The following is a 24611-nucleotide window of genomic DNA, read 5'->3' on the forward strand; positions in this document are numbered from 1 at the left end:
ACTATTAGTTTGTTACATTATTCAGGGCAGATTTATTAATCGAACTGAAGTTGGTATTAAGTTTAGTGGAAACGATACACTTTAGCACTTCTCGCTTTAGTCTATAAAAATTTTACATTCGCACGCTCCCTATTCAATGATCTCTACATTTCTAATATAAACATTCTTTAAGGGCCAATCGGCGTCGTCCGTTTTCACGGCAGCTATTTTATCAACGACCTCCATACCCTTGGTTACTTTTCCGAAAATAGTGTAGTCACCATCTAAAAAGTGGGCGCCACCTTTTTGTTGTACAATAAAGAACTCATAGGGAGAAGCCAGTTTATAGGGGTTGTCAATTTCACTACTGGGCATTGATATTACACCTCTGTCGTGTTTAAAACCGCGGTTAGTGTCCGTTGGGAGCAGGTATTTTCCAATATGTGTGCGTTTAACAGCAGTTTTTTTGTCGTCTCCATTACCTGCCTGAACAACAAAGTTGTTAATAACCCTATAGAATTGTGTGCCGTTAAAATACTTTTGCTTTGTTAGAAAAATAAAATTGGCACGATGAAACTTTGTTTCATTAAACAAAAGAATTTCTATAATGCCAAAATCGGTTGTAATACGCACTTTATTTTCTTTATTGTGCTTTTCATAATCTAAAAAGAATTCCATAGCGTTTTTAGAATCAAGATGCGGAAACTCCCTATTAAGCCCTGTTAGCGTATCACGCTCAGTTTCTTCTTTTATAACCTTCGCTTTTGTTGGCGTTTTAGGTTTTAAGCTTTTCTTTTTATCGGATTGTTTATCTTCACAGTTTAAAAACAAGATAAAAAGAAAAAAAACGTATTTGAGTTGCATTGATTCGATACTTTAATGATTAAAAGCCATAAAGGTACTAGGAAATATGGACTTCAATGAATTTTTAAAATCGTTGCCAAAAATAAAAAATATACCGCTTCCGGGCGAAGTATCACACTATAAAATGGTTCCGCCATTTCGCAAGGAGCTGCTAAAGCACCATCAAAAAGCAGTTCCCAATGCAAAAAGGGCGGGCGTTTTAGCTTTGTTTTATCCCGATTCGAATGCGCAAACCAAGTTTGTTTTAATACTCCGTAAAACCTATAAAGGGGTTCATTCTGCTCAAATTGGTTTTCCGGGCGGTAAGCTGGAAACACAAGATGTCTCTATTGAGGCAACAGCAGTAAGGGAAACTTTTGAAGAAGTAGGTGTCCCAGAAAAGAAAATTAGCGTAATTAAAGCGCTCTCAAAAGTTTATATCCCACCTAGTAATTTTTTTGTACACCCTTTTATTGGGGTCATAAAGGATGTTCCCCGGTTTTTTAGGCAGGAGGACGAAGTAGAAGCTGTTTTAGAAATAACATTGGAACATTTTTTAGAACATGAACGCTTAATAACAAAACACGTAACCACATCGTATAGTGTTGATGTTGAGGTGCCCGCATTTAATTTGAATGGATATGTGGTTTGGGGAGCAACGGCTATGATATTGAGTGAAATTAAAGACTTGTTAAAACAGGCGCTTTAGGTTTTTCATATTTATTACATTTGTGGCACTAACCAAATTGAAGCGAGATTTATGGGATTATTCAAAAGAAATCCATTTGGGCATATACTTTTTATTAAAAAATGGCTAATCAGAATTTTAGGAGCTCTAACACACCAACGTTTTAGGGGCTTTAACGAGCTGCAAATAGAAGGCTCTGAAATCATAAAGGATTTACCAGATACCAATGTCCTTTTTATTTCAAACCACCAAACCTATTTTGCCGACGTGGTAGCCATGTTTCATGTTTTCAATGCAAGTTTAAGCGGTCGCGTAGATTCTATCAAGAATGTTGGCTATTTATGGCACCCGAAGTTAAATATTTATTATGTAGCAGCCAAAGAAACCATGAAAGCCGGTTTACTTCCAAAAATATTGGCTTATGTTGGGTCGGTGAGTATTGAGCGTACTTGGCGTTCTGAAGGCAAAGATGTTAACAGACAAGTAAGGATGAGTGATATTTCCAACATAGGCAAAGCCCTTGATGATGGTTGGGTTATTACATTTCCGCAAGGGACAACAACACCGTTTAAGCCCATTAGAAAGGGAACGGCGCATATTATAAAACGGTACAAACCAGTAGTTGTTCCAATTGTTATAGATGGATTTCGTAGGTCTTTTGACAAAAAAGGGTTGAGAGTTAAAAAGAAAAATATATTACAATCTTTTGAAATAAAGGAACCGTTGCAAATTGATTATGATAATGAAACCACCGAAGAGATCGTAAAAAGAATAGAGTATGCCATAGAACAGCATCCGTCCTTTTTAAAGGTAATTTCCCAAAAAGCGCTTGAGGAACAAGAAGCACTTAATAAAAAACGAGAGTGGTAGGTTAAGGCTATTAATTTATAAGTCTTTTTATGTCTAAAATAGAACATCAGACAGAGCTGTATACAACCTTAAAAACGTATTTTGGTTACGATAGTTTTCGGGGGCATCAGCAAGCTATTATAGAAACGCTCCTCGCTAAAGCGGATTGCTTGGTGATCATGCCCACTGGGGGAGGTAAATCCATTTGTTTTCAATTACCCGCCTTGTTGTTTAAAGGAGTAACCTTGGTTATTTCTCCTCTTATCGCTTTAATGAAAGATCAGGTAGATGGCCTTAATGCCAATGGTATTCCCGCAGCCTTTTTTAATAGTAGCCAGAAAAATGAAGAGCAGCAAGCCATTATAGAACGTGCTGTTACAGGCGGATTAAAATTACTTTATGTAGCGCCAGAAAGCTTGTCGGGATTACAACATGTATTAAACGAAAAGTACGTTAGCTGCATTGCTATTGATGAAGCCCATTGTATTTCTTCCTGGGGGCACGACTTTAGGCCTTCCTATCAGCAATTGGGCTTTTTAAAGGGCTCCCTGCCCAATACACCGGTTGTTGCTTTAACGGCTACGGCAGATAAAGCGACACGAGAGGATATTTTGCAACAATTAAAAATACCAAGGGCAAAACAATTTATTGCTTCTTTCGATAGGAAGAATATAGAATTGGAAGTGCGGCCAGCTAATAACCGATTGGCTCAAATTGTAAGATTTGTCAATAAAAGACCTAATGAATCAGGTATTATTTATTGTTTAAGCAGAAAGACTACCGAGCAAGTGGCGAAGAAGTTAAAGGCTAATGGTATAAATGCAGCTTCCTACCATGCCGGGTTGGATTTTGAAGAGCGTAGCAAAGTACAGGAGGATTTTATTTTTGATAAAACACAAATTGTATGTGCGACCATTGCATTTGGAATGGGAATAGATAAGTCTAACGTACGCTGGGTAATTCACTATAATTTACCCAAGAACATCGAAGGCTATTATCAGGAAATAGGACGCTCTGGCCGTGATGGTTTAAAGGCCAATGCCTTATTGTTTCATAGTTATGCTGATGTGATACAACTTCGTAATTTTGCAAGTGGTGCTTCCAATGAAACAGTTCAAATAGCAAAGTTAGAGCGTATGCAGCAATTTACTGAGGCCACTACCTGCCGCCGTAAAATTCTGTTAGGATACTTTGGAGAATTACTGGAGGAAAATTGCGGCAACTGTGATGTTTGTAAAAATCCACCACAGTTTTTTGACGGTACCATTGTCGCCCAAAAAATATTGTCGGCCATTTACCGTTTGAAAGGATCTGAAGCTTCGGGTATGGTGATTGATGTACTGAGGGGTTCTCATAATGCGGCTGTTATGGAAAAAGGTTATGACAACCTAAAAACGTTTGGTGTTGGTCGTGATATTGCCTGGAAAGATTGGCAGCAATACATTATACAGCTTATAAACCAAGGCTATTGTGAAATCGCATTTCACAAACATAATGCCTTGTTGTTAACTGAATTCGCAAAGAAAGTATTATTTAATGGCGCTAAAGTTGCGTTAACCAAACCTGTAGATTATACAGAAGTTAAGAAAATTAAAGAAAGAGGAGAACAGCCTAAGCGGACAAAAACGAATACCTTGTTCGAGCGTTTACGTCTGCTGCGCTACAATATTGCTTTAGAGGAAGGGATTCCAGCTTATTTGGTGTTTAGTGATGCAACTCTAAAGGAAATCGAACGGGAACGCCCTATCAGTGAAGACGACTTTTTAACTATTAGTGGGGTAGGACAGCGAAAACTAGAAGTGTATGGCGATGCCTTTATTGCAGAGATTTTGGATTTTATGGGAGCAAAGGTTAAAAAGCCTAAAAAAACAGATACCCACTTAGTAACCTACGAACTTTATAAGTCGGGGTTGACAATCGAAGAGATTTCAGCCGAACGAAAATTGAAGTCTCAGACCATATATTCCCATATAGCAAAACTATATAGTGATGGAAAAGCTATTAATATCTTCGATTTTGTCTCTAAAAGTGACGTAGAAGCTGTTAAGAAAGCAAAAGAAGCCTTAGAGTCTCCTAAAGCCTTGCGGCCTTATTTTGAATACTTTAATGAGTCCATGGATTATTTTAAAATTCGTTTGGTATTGAGCATGATCGATAAGGGGGAATAGGAGCAATTTAGTGTAGTTGAATTCATTAAGTTTTTTTGTGGCTCAGTTCAAATTGTATGGAAATAGCTAAATTAGTTGCTTGATACACCTAATACTTATGTTTTTATGAATCGGAAGTTATACAAATTGTTGCTTGTTTTAATTTTGAATGTGTCTCTCGGACATTCCCAAAATGACGTGTCGACCCTGAAAGTAATGACTTATAACATTTGGAATGGTTTTGACTGGGGTAAAGATACAGAACGAAAAGCAGCATGGATTGCCTGGATAAATGAAAAGGATCAGGATGTACTGGCCTTACAAGAGTTATGTGGCTATAATGAAGATAAACTAAAAGCTGATGCAAAAAAATGGGGACATCCGTATGTGAAAATATTGAAGTCGAAAGGGTATCCAGTTGGGATTACCTCCAAACAGCCAATTACCCTTAAACAACGCATACTAGAGGGGTTTTGGCACGGGATGTTACATTGTGAAACCTTTGGTATAGATTTTTTTGTGGTGCATCTGTCACCTGCAGATAGTGATTTTAGGCTCAAAGAAGCTTATAATATAACCGATCGGATAACATTACATGGCGGTGATAATTATGTTATTCTGGGTGATTTTAATGCGCATTCACCATTTGATGAGTCATCATTAAGGGGGAATAAAACGTTACTGGAACAATACCGGGGCAGTAAAGATGATAAATATTCTAATTTGCGTTTAGGAGCTTACGACTATGCTGTTATATCACGTTTTATTTCCTTGCCAGCTATAGATGTGACTAAAGACTTTGTGTCCATTGATGAGCGATATACTTTCCCTACGCCTGTTCTTGTAAGTCCTGATCGCAGTAAAGAGAAAATCGATCAGCAAAAACAACGGATCGACTATATTTTTACAAGTCCTATTTTATCAAAGTCATGCGTAAACGTTGAAGTATTTAATTCTGGAGCAACAGAGGGTCTTTCAGATCATTATCCGTTGATGGCTACGTTCCGGTTAGAAAATCCATAATACTTTAAAGTTGTAGAACAAAAGAAACTACAAGATATCAACTGCAGTTTAAGCGCCTTTATATCATAGGAGTAAATTAAACTTTTATTACATTTTGAAGTCTCTATACTATAATTGGTTGCTAAATTATAAAATATGAAGGCAAGACACATTCAACACCTTTATTTCAGAGCAGGGTTTGGTATAGAAACTCAAACCCTGGAAAGCTTATCTTTAAAATCAAGGCATGAGGTGGTAAGGCAATTGATTAAGGATAGCAGTAATGTTGAGCATTTAAGGATCGATCTTTCCGAGTTAGAAGCACTGATGAATTTAGAATATCGTCAACTTAAAAACAGAGAAACAACTAAATCTGTAAAAGCACTGGTCACTAAAAGTCAAAAAAAGTTAATTAACTTCAATGTGGCTTGGATAGAAAGATTAACTACATCTAATGCAGTTTTAGCAGAAAAAATGACGCTTTTTTGGGCTAATGTTTTTGTGTGTAGGGATAACAATATATGGTATATGCAACGTTACAACAATCTCTTGAGGAGTAATGCTCTTGGGAATTTTAGGGACTTAGTAAAAGAAGTAGCGCAATCGGCATCGATGAGTAAATACCTTAATAACAGACAGAATGTAAAAGAGAGTCCTAATGAAAATTTTGCTCGTGAGCTAATGGAGTTGTTTACCTTGGGCATCGGTAACTACACAGAAAATGATATTAAGGAGGCAGCAAGAGCCTTTACAGGTTGGTCATTCAGATTGAATGGTGATTTTTTTCTCAGGCGTTTTAAGCATGATAACGGTGAAAAACAGTTTTTCGGTAAAACGGGAAACTTTAATGGAGAAGATATTATAGATATTATTTTAGAACAAAAGCAATGTGCCCGATTTATTTGTGAAAAACTATATCGATATTTTGTAAATCCCGTGAAGGATATAGATCATGTAGAGGAGTTGACTAATATATTTTACGCAGATTATGATATTAAGAACCTTATGGAATACCTTTTTACTAGAGGTTGGTTTTATGAGGAAAAGAACATCGGAGCCAAAATCAAGTCTCCAATAGAGTTATTGGTTGGTATTCATAAGGTAGTACCTGTTGCATACCATCAAAAGCAGCAGCTTATCTATTTACAGAAACTTATGGGGCAGGTATTACTTTATCCACCGAATGTTGCTGGATGGAAAGGCGATAAGAGCTGGATTGACCCCAATACATTGATGCTAAGACTTAAATTGGCATCCATCCTTTTAAACGATGCCATTATTGATATGGATGTTAAAGGCGAGCTTGAAGATGATTTTGAAGATTTTTACAGGGAAAAGGCAAATAGAAAAAGATTCATCAAGACTACTAAGTCTTGGGGAATTTTTGATTCCAAATACGAAGGAGTTTCTTTTGAAGCATTGAAGGATCTTTTGATCATAGCTTCTGTAGATAAAGATACGGAGCACTTTATGTCTAGTTTGGAAGTCTCTGATAAACGCGCCTATTGTATTCAACTCATGTCTATACCGGAATATCAACTTTGTTAAATATACAATTATGAAACGACGTGATTTTATTAAACATGCTACTCTGGTAAGCAGTTTGTGTTTGGTGCCAAGTTTTGTTAAGGCTTTTGAGTCTGTTACGAGTCAGGTAATGGGACATAAAAAGTTGGTTATTATCCAATTGGCAGGAGGTAACGACGGGCTAAATACCATTATTCCATACACCAACGATATTTATTATAAAAACCGACCACAAATAGCCATTCCAAAGCAACAGCTTATAAAGGTTACTGATGACTTGGGGTTTCATAATAAGCTGTTACCACTAAAAAGGATATACGACAAGGGCTATCTTACAGTTATAAATAATGTTGGATACCCAAATCCAAACCGCTCGCATTTTAGATCGACAGATATTTGGCAAACTGCCAGTGATCATAATGAATATCTTACTACCGGCTGGATGGGGCGCTATTTGGATCTTTATGAGAAACACAATTATGGAGGAATTGAGATAGATGACAGCCTTTCATTGATATTAAAGGGAGAAAAACTTAACGGAATAGCCACTAAGAACCCAGCTATTCTGTATAATAACACGAGAACTCCGTATTTCGAAAGAATACTGGCATCTCAGACAGATACGCATTTAAGCGAGCATAATTTGGGATATTTATATAAAACCATGATAGCGGCTAAATCGTCAGCTAAATATATTTATGAGACCTCGAGAACATTTAAAACCAGTCAGGAATATCCTAATAATCCTTTTGGAAACCAGTTAAAAACAACCGCAGAGTTTATTAATTCGGGGTTGCATAGTAAAGTCTATTATGTTTCTATGGGGGGCTTTGATACCCATGCCGGTCAATTGAACAAGCAAAGCAGGTTGTTAGATGTGTTTAGCTCAGGTATAGAAGTGTTTATAGAAGATCTGGAACAGAACAATACGTTTAAAGATACTTTAATCTTAACCTTTTCGGAGTTTGGTCGCCGATTAAAACAAAATGCGGCTATTGGTACCGATCACGGTGCTGCCAATAATATTTTCATTATTGGGAAGCACCTCAATAAGCCGGGATTTTATAACGAAGATCCCGATCTTTTACATTTAGATACCAACGGCGATGTGCAGTACAGTATTGATTTTAGATCGGTTTATGCCACCATTTTGGATAGATGGCTAGAAGTGAACGATCAAAGCATACTTAATAAATCTTTTAGCAAGTTAAAATTCATTTAAAGTACTGCTTCAGTCTTGTATTTGACGATTTGTTACCCTAGAACAAACCATTAGCAAACCTCTTTTCGGATATTACTACTTAGCTTTGTATTAAGACCTGTTAGCGATTCATGACGAAATCAAAGTTAAGGTAAGTTAATTAACTTGTTTGTTGGATTTGTCTTCACTAACGGACATGCTGTATATGCTCAAATTTGAAAATTATTGATACAGAATAAAAGAGTGTATGCTGTTTTTGTTAAATTTAGACTTAAATCAAAATTAACAATAGCAATATTGAATGTTAGAATATCCATATGGTGCTTCATTAGCTTCTTGATTTTCAATGCTTCTTTTTCACAAAGTAATGTTGTTTTTCAGCTGTTAAAAGGCGAGAACGTGTCCACACAAAGTATTACCTATGCAGTGGCTCAGGATACTATTGGTAACCTATGGATTGCTTCGGAAGAAGGTGTTTTAAAACACAATTCAAAGTTCTATAGAATATATAATACCTACAACGGTTTGCCGGAACTGTTTAATAACCGAACGACCGAAATATTTGTCGATTCAAAGCAGCAGGTTTGGATAGGACTTGAAAGGGGAGTATGTGTTTATGATGCTAACCTCGATGTGTTCAAGTCCGTTAAAAGTAATGGAGACATAAATCCTTCTTTAATTAATAGTATAACAGAGGATAACCAGGGCAATATTTGGGTTGGAGGCTATCATGGCGTATGGAAATATAATGTAGATGGCCTTTCAAAGGAGTTGGTTAAAACGATTAGCGTTACTAATATTCAGGCTGTAAAGCCTTACTACGACAGGGTTATTTTCGGAACCAACAAAGGACTGTTTGTATATAGCCCTAACGACGATACATTACAAGAGATCAACATTGATAAGGATCAGAGTAATATTAGCCTTATTACCACTGTAGACAACGACGTTATTGTTGGAACCAAAACGGGAGCTCTTTTTAGGTTAGATGCTGGTCTAAAGGAAGCCATTCCAATACATTTAAAGGTAAAGATCCAGTACCCCATAACAGATGTTATAAAAAACAAATCACAAGGTATTTATATTGCGACCGATGGGAGTGGTTTATATCAGATGGATGCTGCCTATTCGGTTATTGGTCATTTTAAAGAAGACGCCAACAATCAGAATGCCTTATCAAGTAATGGTATTTATGATATTTTATTGGGTGAAGAAAATATTTTATGGATTGCAACCTATGGTGGCGGGATCAATTATTTTGATTCTAATCGGTTACCATTTACAAATATTCAACATCGCTTTAATGATAAGAACAGTATTGTTTCCAATTTCACAAAGGCCATAGCCGAAGATGCTAATAAAAACTTGTGGTTTGGAACCAAAAAGGGAGTGAGTGTATGGCATAGAAAAACCAATAAATGGTCTCATATTCCTAATTTATCAAAACAAAAACAGGAAATACAGGATATTGTTATGGCCCTTGAGCCCGATAATGCATTTATGTGGGTTGGGACTTATAACCATGGGCTATTTAAGATAAATATTAATACCCTTCAAAGTGTGGATTTTAATCCTGATTTTGTTGAGGATGCCGATCTGGTAAAAAAAGTATATGCGGTTCATAAGGATTCGAAAGGTAACATTTGGGTAGGAGGCATTGAAGGGAATCTATCTGTAATAAACGGCACGAATACAATAGAATCGTATCCCATTCAGAATGTAAGATCGATTTGTGAAACCGAAGGCGCAGATATATTGGTCTCAGGAAGGTTTGGTGTATATAAGATCAATCATGAAACCAAAGTGTTTGGGTTAATAGAGCCCTTGGAACCAGGAGTTGATACATTGGCATATTCTACGGTTAATGGCGTTGCCGAAATAAATACGAATCAGTTGGTTCTTGCTACCAATGGAGAGGGATTGGTGTTCTATAATCCGAAAAACGAAACCGTTAGTAAACTAACCATGTATTCGGGAATGCCTTCGGATATTGTTCAGGGTGTTATAACTGCTTCCGATTCTAGTATTTGGGCGAGTACAACCAAAGGGCTGGTAAATGTTGTATTTAAGAAGAACGATACTATAATCAATGTTTTTGATAGTAAAGGCGATGGTTTGGCCAGTACGGAATTCAATTATGGAAGTTATAGAAAGCTTACAGACAGCTTGTTTGCTTTTGGAGGAGTTAATGGGGTTACGCTGTTTAATCCAAATGCTATTAAGGGAGATAACTATAAGCCGAAGATTGTTTTTGATGCCTTTAAATTATTTAATAAGTCAGTAAAACCGGGAGAAGGACCTTTAAAAAAGCATATTAATGTAACCGATGCAGTTATTTTAAAACATAGTGAAAATTCTGTAGAAATTGATTTTACGGGTATACAGCACAATGCATCGTCTAAAATTAAATATGCTTACAAGTTAGAAGGGTTCGACAGCGACTGGTCGGAGCCGGGATTGTCAAATTATGCGGCCTATACTAATTTGAGCCCAGATACGTACACATTTAGAGTAAAAGCCTTTAATAAATATGGTATTCCAGGAGAAGAAAGAAATATAGCGATAACGGTTTTGTCGCCTTGGTGGGCTACTAACACGGCTTTCGTGCTTTACGCAATTGGTTTGGTACTAATAATACTGACTATAGTTCATTTTACCAGTGTTATTGTAAAGAAAAAGAATGCCGATGAACAGATAAATTTCTTTAATAACATTACCCACGAAATAAAAACACCTTTAACCATTTTAATATCCTCTTTAGATAATATTACGGAGCATGTAGGAACTGCCGAAGATTCGAAGAAAAGGATAAAGACCACAGTTAAACGCATTAACTCGCTTTTTGAACAGATGCTAAACTTCCAAAAAGTAACTTCAGAAGATAATCTTTCTATAGACATTTCCGAGATCAACCTCGATAGTTATATCAAGAAACGCATTAATAACTTTGAGCCTTTAACAAGTCAGAATAATTTAAAGATTATAGTAAATAACGAGTGGGAAGGCTCCTCGTTCTATTTTGATAAGGATATTTTAGACAAAATTATTCTAAATCTTATTTCCAATGCCATAAAATATTCTTTAGAAAACGGGAGAATAATTATCAATCTTACGAAAACGAATATGCGAGAATTAAGGATTGAGGTCATGGACGAAGGTATTGGTATTCCAAAAGATCAACAAAAGTTTATACTTAAACGTTATTACCGGGCTAGAAATGTCATTAACAGTCAGCGCCCAGGGACAGGTTTAGGTCTAATGATGATTAAAAAGCTTTTGGAAAAAACTGGAGGCTCTATAAGTTTCTCGAGTGAAGAGAATAAAGGAACCACATTTAGAGTAGTATTGAAAAACTTAAAATTTGAGTACGATAAAAAAATATTTTCTAAGGACAGCACTGTTAAGGAATTAGAAGTAGAGACGGAAGATCGCTCAGAATTGGATGCATTTAGTGATAGCAAGATATTAGTAGTAGAGGATAATGACGAATTACGGGAGGTATTGGTGAATACCTTAGGCGTATATTTTCAGGTGTTCGAAGCAAGTAACGGTAAAGAAGGACTTGACATGGCGTTACAGGTTTTTCCAGATATGATTTTAACAGACCTGATCATGCCTGAAATGGACGGTATGCAAATGGCCAGGAGGCTAAAGGAAGATATCAATCTTAACCATATCCCTGTATTCATGCTAACCGTCTTGCAAAATTCAGCACAAAAGCTGGAAAGCATTGAAACCGGCATATCCGAATACATTGAAAAACCAATAGATATTAAGTTCCTATTGGCTAAAATGATCAATACGTTGAAGTGGCAGAAACAACTTCGTGAAAAATATATCCATGACAATGAAACCGATAATGCCTTATTATTTCGAAATAAGAACGATCAGGAATTTCTCGAGAATTTAGAGAATACGGTTATCGAAAATATTGAGAACGAATCTTTTTCCGTACACGACCTGTCCGGTTGTTTCAGTATGAGCAGAACCTCCTTATACATGAAACTAAAAAACCTTGTCGATTTATCACCTCAGGATTTTATCATTCATACCAAACTAAAATTTGCTAAAAAACTTTTAATCGAAGGCGAGTGTAGTATTAAAGAAGTAGCCTATCGCTCCGGTTTTTCAAATCCCAAATATTTTAGTACTTCTTTTAAGAAGTTTTATAAAATGACCCCCAGTGGATTTTTAGATAGTCTTAAGCAAAATTAGATCTACTAAATACACTGTTTTTGACTTTCGGTTTGTAGATCATAAAAAATAATGCGGCATTTTTACATTAAATAAGGTAGGAATAATTTATTTAATTAATTGATTTTTAGCATTTTGATGATTATCAAACCTTTTGTGATGTTTTTTGATACCACTTGAAAATGGTTGTTGGATAACTTAGCAATAACTAATCAAAACTAATTTAAGCATTGACATGAAACAGATTAAATTTTTACTAATTCTATTTTTAATGCCTGTTGTTCTTTTGGCTCAACAAACATTAAAGGGTACGGTCACCGATGATCAAAACCTACCGTTACCAGGAGCTTCAATTATTATTAAAGGAACGACTAAGGGGGCTGTTACAGATTTTGATGGCACTTTTACAATTGATGTGAATACAACACCAGCAGTTTTAAAAGTTAGTTTTTTGGGATTTGTATCTCAAGAGATAACCATAACAAATCAAACGACGGTCAATATCATTTTAGAATCAGATCAGGAGACCTTGGATGAAGTAGTGGTTATCGGATACGGATCAGTCAATAAAAAGGATCTAACAGGAGCCGTAACCTCTATCAAACCGACAGCGGAAGTAGCAGAACAATCCAATGGAATAGAGAACCTTATAAGAGGACGCGCAGCTGGGGTGCAGGTAAGTGCCAATGGCTCCGAACCAGGGGCATCGGTATCCATAAAGATTCGTGGAACAAGTAGTTTAACTGGAAACTCGGAACCTTTGTATGTGGTTGATGGTATTATTATGGATACGGCTACTGAAGATACCGACAATCCGATTAGTGGTTATGCTTCACAGCAAGGGGGGATTTCTGGGATTAACCCTCAGGATATTGAAAGCGTTGAAGTGTTGAAAGATGCTTCTGCAACGGCTATCTATGGTTCTAGAGCAGCCAATGGTGTTATAATCATAACGACTAAAAAAGGTAAAAAAGGTAAAAAAGGTAAAGCTAAATTTAATTTCACCAGTTCCGTAAGCACAGGAAGTGTTGTTAGGGATATTGACGTGTTGGATACCGAAAGTTATGCCAACTATCAAAACGATATAAGGGAGACCTTGGGACAAGAGCTACGTTATACGATCAACCCCAATGGGACGATTTTTACCACTGGTGACACACCAACTCAAATAGAAGGGGTGCATTGGGGAGAGGATACCTATAGAAACCCTATCATAAAAAGAAATAGATTGTCCATTTCTGGAGGCGGCGATAAAGGAAGTTACTATATCTCCGGAGGGATGCTTAGTAACCAGGGATCCTTTCCTAATGCCTTGGCCGAATCCATTGATTTTAATTTAAATATAAATCAGGATCTTACAGACCGCATAACATTAACAGCCAAAATAGCAACAACTTATACCGAATTGAATTCATCCAAAGGAACAGATGAAAACGGAAGTACAAATACCAGTATGGTACGTCAGGTCTTGTTGGCTGCACCTATTTTAAACTTTTCAGAGAACAATTTGGATAATGGTGATGTGGAAGACCTGTTGGATGGACCAAGAGCTTGGGCAAGCGATTATGACGACGATGCCACTGAAATACGATTATTGGGATCGTTGAATCTGGATTACAAAATATCGAAATCACTTACCTACCGGTTCCGTTTTGGAGGAGATTACAGAAAAAAGGAACGAAGTTTTTGGTACGGGACAGCCCTATTTAAAGGAGCAGCACCGAATGGTATAGCAGGTATTGGAACATTAAACAGATTCCGTTATAACATTGATAATACTTTAATGTACAGAAAGACTTTTAACAAGAATCATAAAGTGAATGCTACTGTTGGTTATCTTATAGATAAGACAAGCATACAAAAGACACGCTATTCTGCTTCCGATTTTGCAGACAAATCACTGCGAGCTGATGGTATATCATTTGCAGGAGTAAATACACCTTTGATCCTTGATAGTGAATATCCAACGATCTTGTCTTATATAGGCCGTCTAAATTATACATTGTTCAACCGATATTTGTTTACAGGAACCTTTAGGGCAGACGGAAGTAGTAAGTTTGCCGAAGGAAACCGGTGGGGATATTTCCCGGCCTTCTCTTTTGCCTGGCAGGCAATAAATGAACCGTTCCTAAGGAATCAAAAAACCATTTCGAATCTAAAACTTAGATTAGGTTACGGTGAGGTAGGTAACCAAAACATACCTTCTTACAGCTTTTTAACACCATTTGGAAGAACAGAAGAGGCTTTGGCCGATGCAGATGGTAATGGCTCTTTAATCGCTGTAGTACCACAAAACCTGGCCAATCCCGATTTGGTATGGGAGTCTGCTGTGCAATACAATGCCGGTCTGGATTTTGGATTCTTTAATGAGCGCTTAACAGGTACGGTTGATACCTATCTTAAAACAAGCTCAGATCTGTTACTACGCGTTCCGGTTGGACCTACAGCTGGCTTTAGTTTCATAACAGCCAATCAGGGAGATATAGAGAATAGGGGCGTAGAAGTTTCTTTAAGTGGTGACATAATTAGTAATGAGAATACCAAATGGAATGTTTTTGGAAACATATCTTTAAACAAGAGTAAGGTTGTTACTATAGGTACGCCGGCTCAAAGATATGGTGCCCTAGGAGATGTTGTAGCCTTTGTGGGAAACAATGTTTCGGGAGGAACACACTTTAAGCAACCGGCGAATATTTTTATTGAAGATGAAGAAATCGGACTCTTTTATGGGCTTGAAACAAGGGGTATCATAAGATCTGATGCAGATCTGATCAATACGGCTAGTGGAGAACCATTAAAATATGGAGGTACCGACCTTAGAGTTGGTGACGTGTATTTTGTGGATCAGAATGGTGATGGCGATATCACCGATGCAGATAAGACTATTATTGGAAATCCGAATCCTGATTTTACTTATGCTTTTGGCTCTTCATTTGAATACAAGAATCTTTCTTTAAGCTTTCTCTTTAATGGGGTATATGGGAATAATATTGCCAATGCGAACTTATTTGAGTTAGGATATGCGAATCATTTAACAAAAAATGTACAAACCATTGCTTATACCGATGCGTTTCATCCGGTCAACAATCCCAACGGTAATTACCCTTACGTGGGAGTTGGTGGTTTAGGTGTTAATTATACCACAGACTTTAATGATAGAATGGTAGAAGATGGCGGTTTTTTAAGATTAAGTTATGTCACACTAGGTTATAATATTCCTGTTAAAGATATCAATTTTATCGATAGTATGAAGTTAACACTTTCAGGCCAAAACTTATGGTTGCTAACAGATTACTCCGGGTTTGATCCCGAGGTAAACAGCTTTGCTTACGATCCATTACGCGCTGGTATTGATTCAGGATCCTTTCCTAATCAAAGAACATTCACTGTCGGTTTAAATGTTACATTTTAAAAATTAAGAACTATGAAAAACTATAATAAAATAATAGGATTGTTTGTACTACTTGTAACAGCTTCTTTTATAAGTTGTGAAGACCAGTTGGTTGATCTTCCGGAAAATAAATTTTCTGAAGTACAGGTTTTTTCTACCGAAGAAGGGGTTGAAACCGCCATTAATGGGATGTACGCCCAATTACAGGGATACGATTACTACGGTGCGAGAATGCGCTTGTTATTATGGCCACACTCTGGTAAATACCAGTCAAAACAAGGGGCTAACGATGATGCAAATAAGTTGGATGTAACCAATACCAACATCAATCTTGATAAGCTTTGGGCTGGTATGTGGCAAACCATTAATCAGATCAATTTAGTAATTATTAATGTTGAAGGTAGTGGATTAAAGAATGAAGCAACAAGTCTGGGGCAGGCATATTTCATGAGAGCCGTGGTGTATTTCGATCTGGTTAGAATGTTTGAGGAAGTTCCTATTCGATTAAAGCCTACAACCAAAGATGACATTCATATAGCCAAAAGCAGCAAAGAGGAACTTTACAATCTTATTATAGACGACTTAAAAAAGGCGACGACACTTTTACCCGATAGGGGAGAATATATGTCAGGCAGACCATTGAAATATGCTGCAAATGCATATTTGGCTAAAGTATACATAACACTGGCAGGAGAGAATGACGCTTCCGTACAACCCACAGGATTTAATTCCGTAACGGAATCCGAAATTTCAGCCGCTAATATCTCTGATTTCTGGCAAGAAGCAAAAACTGAATTGGATTTTGTAATTGCTAATGGAGGTTACGAACTTACCAATACCTATGCCGACTTGTTTAAGGAAGGCGTGAGTAGCAGAAATACCTCGGAATCTATTTTTGAATTACAGTATGGTAATACAGGAGCAACTAGGACAAACGATATCATTAGGGATGTGGTGCTGGCGAATCATCCGATAGTTGCAGAAGGAACCACCACATTTGGTCGTATCCGTCCGAACAAAGAAATGTTCAGTGACCATGTTATACAATACTCAGGCATCGATTATTCAGGAGCAGACTTTATTCCGGCAGGGAAAGCATCTAACATAATCACCTTGGATGATGCTATTGCAGACCCAAGGATAAACGAGACTTACATTTATAATAATTACACCAGAACGAATAATAACCGGAATGTAAACATATTTCCCCGTGTTAATAAGGGTAATAACGCTTATGCACATCTTAATAAATATAAGGACTTAACATACAATGGAACTACTACCATTAAGAACCACATCATGATGCGTTATGCAGATGTGTTACTATTAAGAGCAGAGGTTGAAAATGAGATTAATGGGCCATCTACAGCGTATGCTTTCGTTAACCAGGTATTGTCTAGAGCGAGGAATACAAGTACGGGTAATACACAAGAGCCAGCAGATTGGGATGCTACCTCAGTACCCGATCAGGAAACTTTTAGAGAGCGTATTATGAAAGAACGGGAGTATGAGTTGAATGGTGAAGGGCATGAATGGTTTGATATGAGAAGACGTGGTCTAGGGCGTTTTCAAGAACAAGTCGATCATCATAATGCAGCAGTAAATTTTTATACTTCGGAAGGCAATAGAGATTTTATTTTCGATAATATTGAGTCTGAGATGCTCTTACCTATACCGTTGTCTGAACTATCTGGAAATAATTTAATAAACGAATAGTCAGCTTTATGAAGTATATGAATCGTGTACTTGTTTCAGGATTATTGTTGTTTACATTTTCCTGCAAGGAAGGTATTAATGAGGTGTCTGATAATGAACATCCTATTTATTTGGATGCTTCAGTTTCTGTAGAAGAAAGAATAGAAGACCTGATGTCACGTATGACCTTAGAAGATAAGGTATATCAGATGTGTCAATATGTTGGACTGGAGCATATGAAGCATGCAGAAAACAATATTACTGCAGCCGATTTGGAAAAAAATGATGCCTTAGGATTTTATCCAGGAATGCTTAGTAAGGATGTTGCAGAACTTACGAAAGAAGGGAAAATAGGGTCGTTTTTGCATGTGGTAACTCCAGAGGAAGCAAATGCATTGCAAAAGCTGGCTCAAGAAGCACCTTTAAAAATACCCTTGTTAATAGGTATTGATGCTATTCATGGCAATGGTTTGGTAAGTGGATCAACTATTTACCCCTCACCAATAAGTCAGGCAGCCACATTTGACGATAATCTCATAAAAGAAGGAAGCAGGCAAACCGCTTTGGAGATGCGAGCCAATGGCATGCATTGGTCCTTTACACCAAATATTGATGTGTTAAGGGATCCTCGTTGGGGAAGAACGGGGGAGACCTTTGGAGAAGATCCTTATTTGGTGGGTAACATGGGAATAGCCACTATTAAGGGGTTGCAATCTGATGATTTTACTGGAGACGATTCAGTTATTACTTGTGCTAAACACCTTATTGCGGGAAGTTCTTCAATTAACGGATTAAATGCATCACCAACTGATGTGTCTAAACGTACTTTATTTGAGATTTTTTTACCACCTTATCGTAGAGCAGTACAGGAAGCCAATGTGTTTTCTATTATGGCCGCTCATAATGAAGTAGCAGGAATGCCCGGTCATATGGATAAGTTTATGATGAACGATCTGATGCGTGACCGTTGGGGATTCAAGGGGTTTTATGTAAGTGACTGGAATGATATATCCAGAATCGCTATTTGGCACCATGTGGCCAAAGATTTCAAACAGGCCATCGAATTTTCGGTAAATGCAGGCATGGATATGAATATGCATGGCCCCGTTTTCGATACCCTGTTAATTGAACTGGTTAACGAAGGAAAGGTGGATAAATCTCGGGTGGAGTATGCATGTCGTAAGATTTTAGAAGCTAAATTCAAGTTGGGACTGTTTGAAAACCCTTTTGTGGATGTCGAAAAAGCGAAAGCGATTAATTTTTCGGAAACCCATCAAAAAATAGCATTGGAACAAGCAAGACGCTCCATTGTACTACAAACGAACAAAGACCATTTCCTGCCTTTATCAGCGAACGGAAAAGGTAAGACCATTTTTATAACAGGACCTAATGCCAATAACCAAACTACTTTGGGAGACTGGGTGTCACCACAACCTGAAGATAATATTATAACCATGCTTGAAGGAGTTACTGCACTAGGTGAGAAAAAAGGTTATAGAATAGATTATTTTGATTCTGGAGATCGATCTAAGGAAATTACCGAAGCTAATATCGAAAAAGCCGCCCAAATGGCTAAGCAGGCAGATATTTGTGTGTTGGCTTTAGGAGAAAACTCATTTCGACATGATTGGAAACGGAAAACAACAGGAGAAAATATAGACAGGGCCACATTGAGGCTATCTGGTAACCAAATGAAACTGACCGATAAGATTCTGGAACAAGGTAAACCTGTCATTATAGTATATGTAAGTGGTAGTCCCATAGCAGAACCTTGGCTAGAGCAACGAGCTTCAGCGGTGGTCAATACATGGGAGAGCGGTGCTTTTGCAGGACAGGCTACAGCTGAGGTTATTTTTGGTGTGGTGAACCCATCAGGTAAATTGCCGTTAACCATTCCTCGCAGTGTGGGGCAGTTACAGATGGTTTACAATCATAAACCAACAGCCTATATTCATAAGTACAATACCGAAAAGAAAGTGCCTTTACATCCCTTTGGTTTTGGTTTGAGTTATACCACGTTTGAATTTTCCAAGCCTAGTCTTTCCAAGGAAACTTTTTCAGGAATAGACGATAATATCACAGTAAGTGTAAATGTGGTTAATACAGGTGAGATTGCGGGAGAAGAAGTGGTGCAACTGTATATACGGGATAATATTAGTTCGTTTACCAGACCGGTAAAAGAATTAAAGGGATATAAACGTGTGGCACTGGAACCCGGAGAATCAAAAACAGTAACTATAGATATAACTACTGAAAGTCTGGCCATGTATGACCATGATTACAATTTTATAGTAGAGCCAGGTGATTTTACCATTATGACAGGTAACTCTTCAAGAGATAAAGATCTTAAAACCGCTATCGTTTCTGTTAAAGAGGCTATTGTCATTGATAAAAATAAATAAGAGAATGAAGAAGACAATATATATCGTTTTAGCCTGTGTGTTGCTTGTATTTGGGTGCAAGGAATCAAATAAAGTTGTTGAAAATAATAGAACAGAAGGGCTGAGTGAAGAACGCCCTAATGTTATCTATATCATGGCAGATGATCTAGCCACGCAAGCTATTAGTGCTTATGGAGGAATATATAAAGATATAGCTCCAACACCAAACATTGATAAGTTGGCACAAGAAGGAATGCTATTTCAGGATGTCTTGTGTACTAACGCTATCTGTGGTCCTAGTAGGGCAGCTATTTTAACTGGAAATTACAGCAATAAAAACGGGTATTATAAAAATGAAAGTGGTGGGAAGTTTGATGACAGTCAATGGACCTTTCCACAGGAATTTCAAAAACAAGGATACCAGACAAGCTTATTTGGCAAATGGCATCTAGGAACGGAACCCAAAGGATTCAACGTATTTAAATACCATAATTCGGCTGGTCAGCAAGGACATTATTGGGATCCTGTTTATAACGAGAATGGTGTGGATGTCAAAGAAAAAGGTTATGCTACTAATTTAAGTACTGATTTTGCGCTTAATTGGCTTGACAAGGAAAGAAAAAAAGAGGCGCCTTTCTTGATGGTCTTACAGTATAAAGCACCCCATCGTCCCTGGGAACCCGATAAAAAATATGAAAACCTTTGGGAAGATGTGGAGATGCCTTATCCAACGACTTTTAACGACAACTATGCCGGTAGGGAGCTAACTGCCGGTGATACCGAAATGACCATGGATTATTTTTCCCGTCGTGATATGAAGTTTAAAGAACCCGAAAACTTAACCGGAAGGGAGAAAATTGCCTGGGCGTTCTACGGCGCAAAACCCGGAGAAGTGGTACAACCGGTAGGGATGGGTGATGAAGAGGGTAAAAAATGGCGATACCAAACCTATATTAAAGATTATCTGGCATGTGTTAAGTCGGTTGATGATAATATAGGGCGTGTTTTAAAGTATCTTGAAGCTAATAATTTGGAAGATAACACCATTATTGTACTCACCTCAGATCAAGGGTTTTATCTGGGAGATCATGGCTTTTTTGATAAGCGGTTTATTTATGAGGAATCCCTACGTATGCCTTTTATAATGAAATACCCCGGGGTTATTAAGTCCGGAAGTGTTAATAGCGACATCATCACTAATATTGATTTTGCGCCCACATTACTTGACCTAGCAAATATAAAAACATCGCAACAGATGCAAGGCCGAAGCTTTAAGCCTGTATTGGAAGGCAATACACCGGAAGACTGGCAGCAGGGTATGTACTATCATTATTATGAATTTCCGTATTGGCACCATGTACAACCACATTATGGTATTCGAACGAAGAAGTACACTTTGGCACATTTTTATTATAATATTGATGTTTGGGAATTATATGATTTGGAAAAAGATCCGCATCAAATGCATAATATAATTAATGATCCGCAGTATGCCAACGTTATAGGTTCACTAAAAAAAGAACTTAAAACGTTAATGATAAAGTATGAAAATAATAGGCCTTTAGCCGATTTTAGAGCCATTACGGATGCCGATTTTGGGTCTATAGTAGATAAAAAAGATGATGAAACCTCAGTGCAGGATGTATTAACAAACAGAAACGGTAATAATGAGAATAACTAAATACCTGGCAATTATAATGTGTTTGGCGCTTTATACCTGTAAGGCGCAACAAGCAAATACGACATCAGACGCTAAATCAGCTAAGGATAAAAAGAACATTCTATTTATAGCCGTCGATGATCTAAAACCACTCCTATCTAATTATGGGCATTCGGAAATGATCACGCCCAATTTCGACCGATTAGCTAAAATCGGGATTAGTTTTACAAATGCGCATGTACAATATGCGGTATGCGGGCCATCGCGGGCCAGTGTTATGACAGGAACCAATCCCGATCGTACAAGAGTTTGGGATTTACATACCGATTTTAGAGAATCGGCTCCCGATTTGATCTCCATGCCCGAGTACCTGATATCACAGGGGTACGAAACAACGGCTGTTGGTAAGATCTATCATAAGGGGTCCTCTTCGTCAGGTCATGATGGTAAAAGCTGGAGTCAGCCTCATCAGTTACCTAAAAATTACGATCCTAAATATGGGGATGCCGCATTCGAGTATTATCAGGATCTGGAAACTAAAAAGCAAATGACTTTGTTACAGGCTGAGGGTGAAGCCAAAGGTTTAAGGGGAGGTAAGCTTCGTACCTATGTGTTTAAACGCTTAAAGCCTAGTACAGAGAATGCTAATGTCAGTGATGAAGCTTATCAGGACGGACTCTATACGCAAACAGCACTCAAGCAGTTAGAAGATTTGGAGGCTACCGGAAAACCATGGTTCTTGGGCGTGGGGTATCAAAAACCGCACTTACCGTTTGTAGCACCCAAGAAATACTGGGACTTATACGACAGGGATAAAATAGAACTGGCCAAATTTCAGGAGTTGGCAGAGGGAACCCCTAAGTTAGCATACCATTCGTTTGGCGAGCTAAGGGCCTTTAGCGATATCGATAACAATTTGAATATTGGGGATAAATTGCCCGAAGCAAAACAGCGGGAGCTTATTCACGGTTATATGGCTTGCACCTCTTATATAGATGCCCAAATAGGGAAACTTCTGGATGCTTTAGAAACCAAAGGTATTTTGGATAAGACTATCATTGTACTTTGGGGCGATCATGGTTGGCATTTGGGAGACCACACCGAATGGTGTAAACATTCAAATTTTGAACAGGCTACACGTATTCCGTTCATGTTTGCAGGCCCAGGAGTTGGAAAGAATATAAAAGACCACCACCCAGTAAACTTAGTGGATTTATTTCCTACTGTCTTTGAATTAGCCAACGTACCGCAAAGTAACCAAACCGAAGGGAAATCACTAGTTCCGTTGTTAGACAATGATCCGGTTACTACAATACCTATGGATTATGCCTACCATCAATATGCAAGAGGAAAACGTATGGGATATAGTATTAGAACGGATCGGTATCGTTATACCGAATGGCATGATAATGATTACAGAAGTTTTAAGGCCTATAGGGATGAAAATATTATTGGGAGGGAACTTTACGACTATGAGCTAGATACTTTAGAGACGAAAAATCATGTAAAAGAACAAGCCTATAAAGCCATTGTTAGAGAGTTGAAATCAAAACTTAAATCACATTTGACCAAGCAATAAGCTCTAAAAGTATTAAGATATAGATATTAAATTAAGATTATAGATGAAATACGCTTCATTATTCCTTGCTTTCAGCGTCTCGTTTTTTGTTTTTTCACAAAACAAACCCAATATCCTCATTATCCATACAGACGATTTGGGATATCATGATCTAAGCTGCACAGGATCCGTATTGTATAATACGCCTAATATTGATAAGTTGGCAGGAGCATCTGTAACCTTTACCAACGCCTATAGTAGCTATCCCCGCTGTACACCATCTCGATATGGTATGATGACAGGTACTTGTCCTGTAAACGAAAATAAAGGGCATTTGGGAGGACTTCCGGAAGAAAAGAATTTTATAAAACAATTTGTAAAAGCTGGATACAATACCTCTTATGTTGGGAAATGGCATTTAGGAGATGGTGACAGTCATCCAAATTCATTTGGTTTTAAAAACACTTACGCTGCGGGAAGAGCTGGTGGGTTAGGAAGTAGATTTTACCCTTTTAATTATAATAAACAAGGAAAAAAACACAAGGAACAGGTAGAGGATCTTGAAGATGATGGCAAAAAGGGTGATTATGCTTCCGATATGTTAACAGAGGCTACGATAGGTTTTATAAAGAAAAACCCTAAAAACCAACCTTTTTTAGCCGTTCTGGCATACTATGCCGTACATACCCCAATCGAAGCGAAAGCAGAAGACGAAGCCCGAAACAAGACCCAATTAAAAACTATCGATTTTGGTGATACGCCAGAATATATCAAAGAAGGTACCGGACGCCGAAAGATGCGTCAGGATGATCCGGCCTATGCAGGCATGGTTGAAAATGTGGATGAAAATGTAGGCAAGCTGCTCAAATGTTTAGAAGATCTGGGACTAGATAACAATACGATTATTGTGTTTTCATCAGATCATGGTGGTTTGTCTAACGATGGCAATGCAGGTGAGCGTCATTTAGCTACTACCAATTTACCATTAAAAGCGGGTAAAGGGCATTTGTATGAAGGCGGCATCAGAGTGCCGTTATTTATTAAATGGCCTGATAAATTAAAACCTCGTAAGGAAAAAGAATCTATTGTTTTAGGAATGGATGTGTTTCCGACCTTGCTGGACTTAGCCATTCAGAAGGAAGTGAAAGGAATAGATGGTAAGAGTTATGCATCGGTTTTGGAAGGTAAAGACGCATGGTCGGACAGGACGGTATTTTGGATAAGCCGAAAGGCCAGACCTCATAGTACAGGAGATAGTAAGGCAGCAGCCGTACGCTCAGGAGACTATAAACTCATACAGTTTTTAGACAGTAAGGCAATTGAACTATATAATCTAAAAGACGATGTGTCCGAAGCTTATGATCTTTCAAATAAAGAACCGGAGAAGGCGGCACAAATGCTTGAATTACTTAAAGACTGGAAAAAAAACTATTTGGTTCCAGAACGATTAAATATTTTAGATAAAACATGTGAAAAAATAAAGCAAAAGGAATAAA

General features: G+C 37.7%; 14 protein-coding genes. 13 read left to right on the forward strand and 1 reads right to left on the reverse strand.

Annotation, left to right across the window (positions count from 1 at the left end):
• Positions 1 to 129: 129 nt before the first annotated feature.
• Positions 130 to 843, reverse strand: coding sequence for a peptidylprolyl isomerase (locus JF259_RS10385; RefSeq protein ID WP_199115257.1), 714 nt, complete (start codon positions 841 to 843; stop codon positions 130 to 132).
• 46 nt (positions 844 to 889) lie between these two features.
• On the opposite strand from JF259_RS10385, the gene JF259_RS10390 reads away from it, so the two are divergent.
• The 13 genes from JF259_RS10390 to JF259_RS10450 all read left to right on the forward strand — a co-directional run bounded on the left by JF259_RS10390 (position 890) and on the right by JF259_RS10450 (position 24610).
• Positions 890 to 1531, forward strand: coding sequence for an NUDIX hydrolase (locus JF259_RS10390; protein ID WP_199115258.1), 642 nt, complete (start codon positions 890 to 892; stop codon positions 1529 to 1531).
• A 51-nt stretch (positions 1532 to 1582) separates the two neighbouring features.
• Complete coding sequence (locus tag JF259_RS10395) at positions 1583 to 2380, forward strand: lysophospholipid acyltransferase family protein (protein WP_199115259.1); 798 nt, start codon at positions 1583 to 1585, stop codon at positions 2378 to 2380.
• Positions 2381 to 2409: 29 nt separating this feature from the next.
• Entirely contained in the window at positions 2410 to 4527 is a 2118-nt protein-coding gene (recQ, locus tag JF259_RS10400; protein WP_199115260.1) for a DNA helicase RecQ, read from the forward strand.
• 105 nt (positions 4528 to 4632) lie between these two features.
• On the forward strand, positions 4633 to 5529 hold the full coding sequence (locus JF259_RS10405; RefSeq protein ID WP_199115261.1) for an endonuclease/exonuclease/phosphatase family protein: 897 nt from the start codon (positions 4633 to 4635) through the stop codon (positions 5527 to 5529).
• Positions 5530 to 5664: 135 nt separating this feature from the next.
• On the forward strand, positions 5665 to 7056 hold the full coding sequence (locus JF259_RS10410; protein WP_199115262.1) for a DUF1800 domain-containing protein: 1392 nt from the start codon (positions 5665 to 5667) through the stop codon (positions 7054 to 7056).
• Positions 7057 to 7066: 10 nt separating this feature from the next.
• Complete coding sequence (locus tag JF259_RS10415; protein WP_199115263.1) at positions 7067 to 8257, forward strand: DUF1501 domain-containing protein; 1191 nt, start codon at positions 7067 to 7069, stop codon at positions 8255 to 8257.
• Positions 8258 to 8635: 378 nt separating this feature from the next.
• Positions 8636 to 12451: a hybrid sensor histidine kinase/response regulator transcription factor gene (locus tag JF259_RS10420; protein WP_199115264.1), complete on the forward strand. Its 3816-nt coding sequence runs from the start codon at positions 8636 to 8638 to the stop codon at positions 12449 to 12451.
• Positions 12452 to 12665: 214 nt separating this feature from the next.
• Complete coding sequence (locus tag JF259_RS10425) at positions 12666 to 15842, forward strand: SusC/RagA family TonB-linked outer membrane protein (RefSeq protein ID WP_199115265.1); 3177 nt, start codon at positions 12666 to 12668, stop codon at positions 15840 to 15842.
• 12 nt (positions 15843 to 15854) lie between these two features.
• Positions 15855 to 17537 (forward strand): RagB/SusD family nutrient uptake outer membrane protein, encoded by a 1683-nt coding sequence (locus JF259_RS10430; RefSeq protein ID WP_199115266.1) that lies wholly within the window; start codon positions 15855 to 15857, stop codon positions 17535 to 17537.
• A gap of 8 nt (positions 17538 to 17545) precedes the next feature.
• Positions 17546 to 19918, forward strand: coding sequence for a glycoside hydrolase family 3 N-terminal domain-containing protein (locus tag JF259_RS10435; RefSeq protein ID WP_199115267.1), 2373 nt, complete (start codon positions 17546 to 17548; stop codon positions 19916 to 19918).
• Positions 19919 to 19922: 4 nt separating this feature from the next.
• Positions 19923 to 21578 (forward strand): sulfatase family protein, encoded by a 1656-nt coding sequence (locus JF259_RS10440; RefSeq protein WP_199115268.1) that lies wholly within the window; start codon positions 19923 to 19925, stop codon positions 21576 to 21578.
• Positions 21565 to 23136 (forward strand): sulfatase, encoded by a 1572-nt coding sequence (locus JF259_RS10445; RefSeq protein WP_199115269.1) that lies wholly within the window; start codon positions 21565 to 21567, stop codon positions 23134 to 23136. Before JF259_RS10440 ends, JF259_RS10445 begins: the two co-directional genes overlap by 14 nt.
• Before the next feature lie 43 nt (positions 23137 to 23179).
• Positions 23180 to 24610: a sulfatase gene (locus JF259_RS10450; protein ID WP_199115270.1), complete on the forward strand. Its 1431-nt coding sequence runs from the start codon at positions 23180 to 23182 to the stop codon at positions 24608 to 24610.
• Position 24611: the final 1 nt, after the last annotated feature.

Source organism: Snuella sedimenti, from assembly GCF_016428595.1.
In the GTDB taxonomy this organism is placed as follows: domain Bacteria; phylum Bacteroidota; class Bacteroidia; order Flavobacteriales; family Flavobacteriaceae; genus Snuella; species Snuella sedimenti.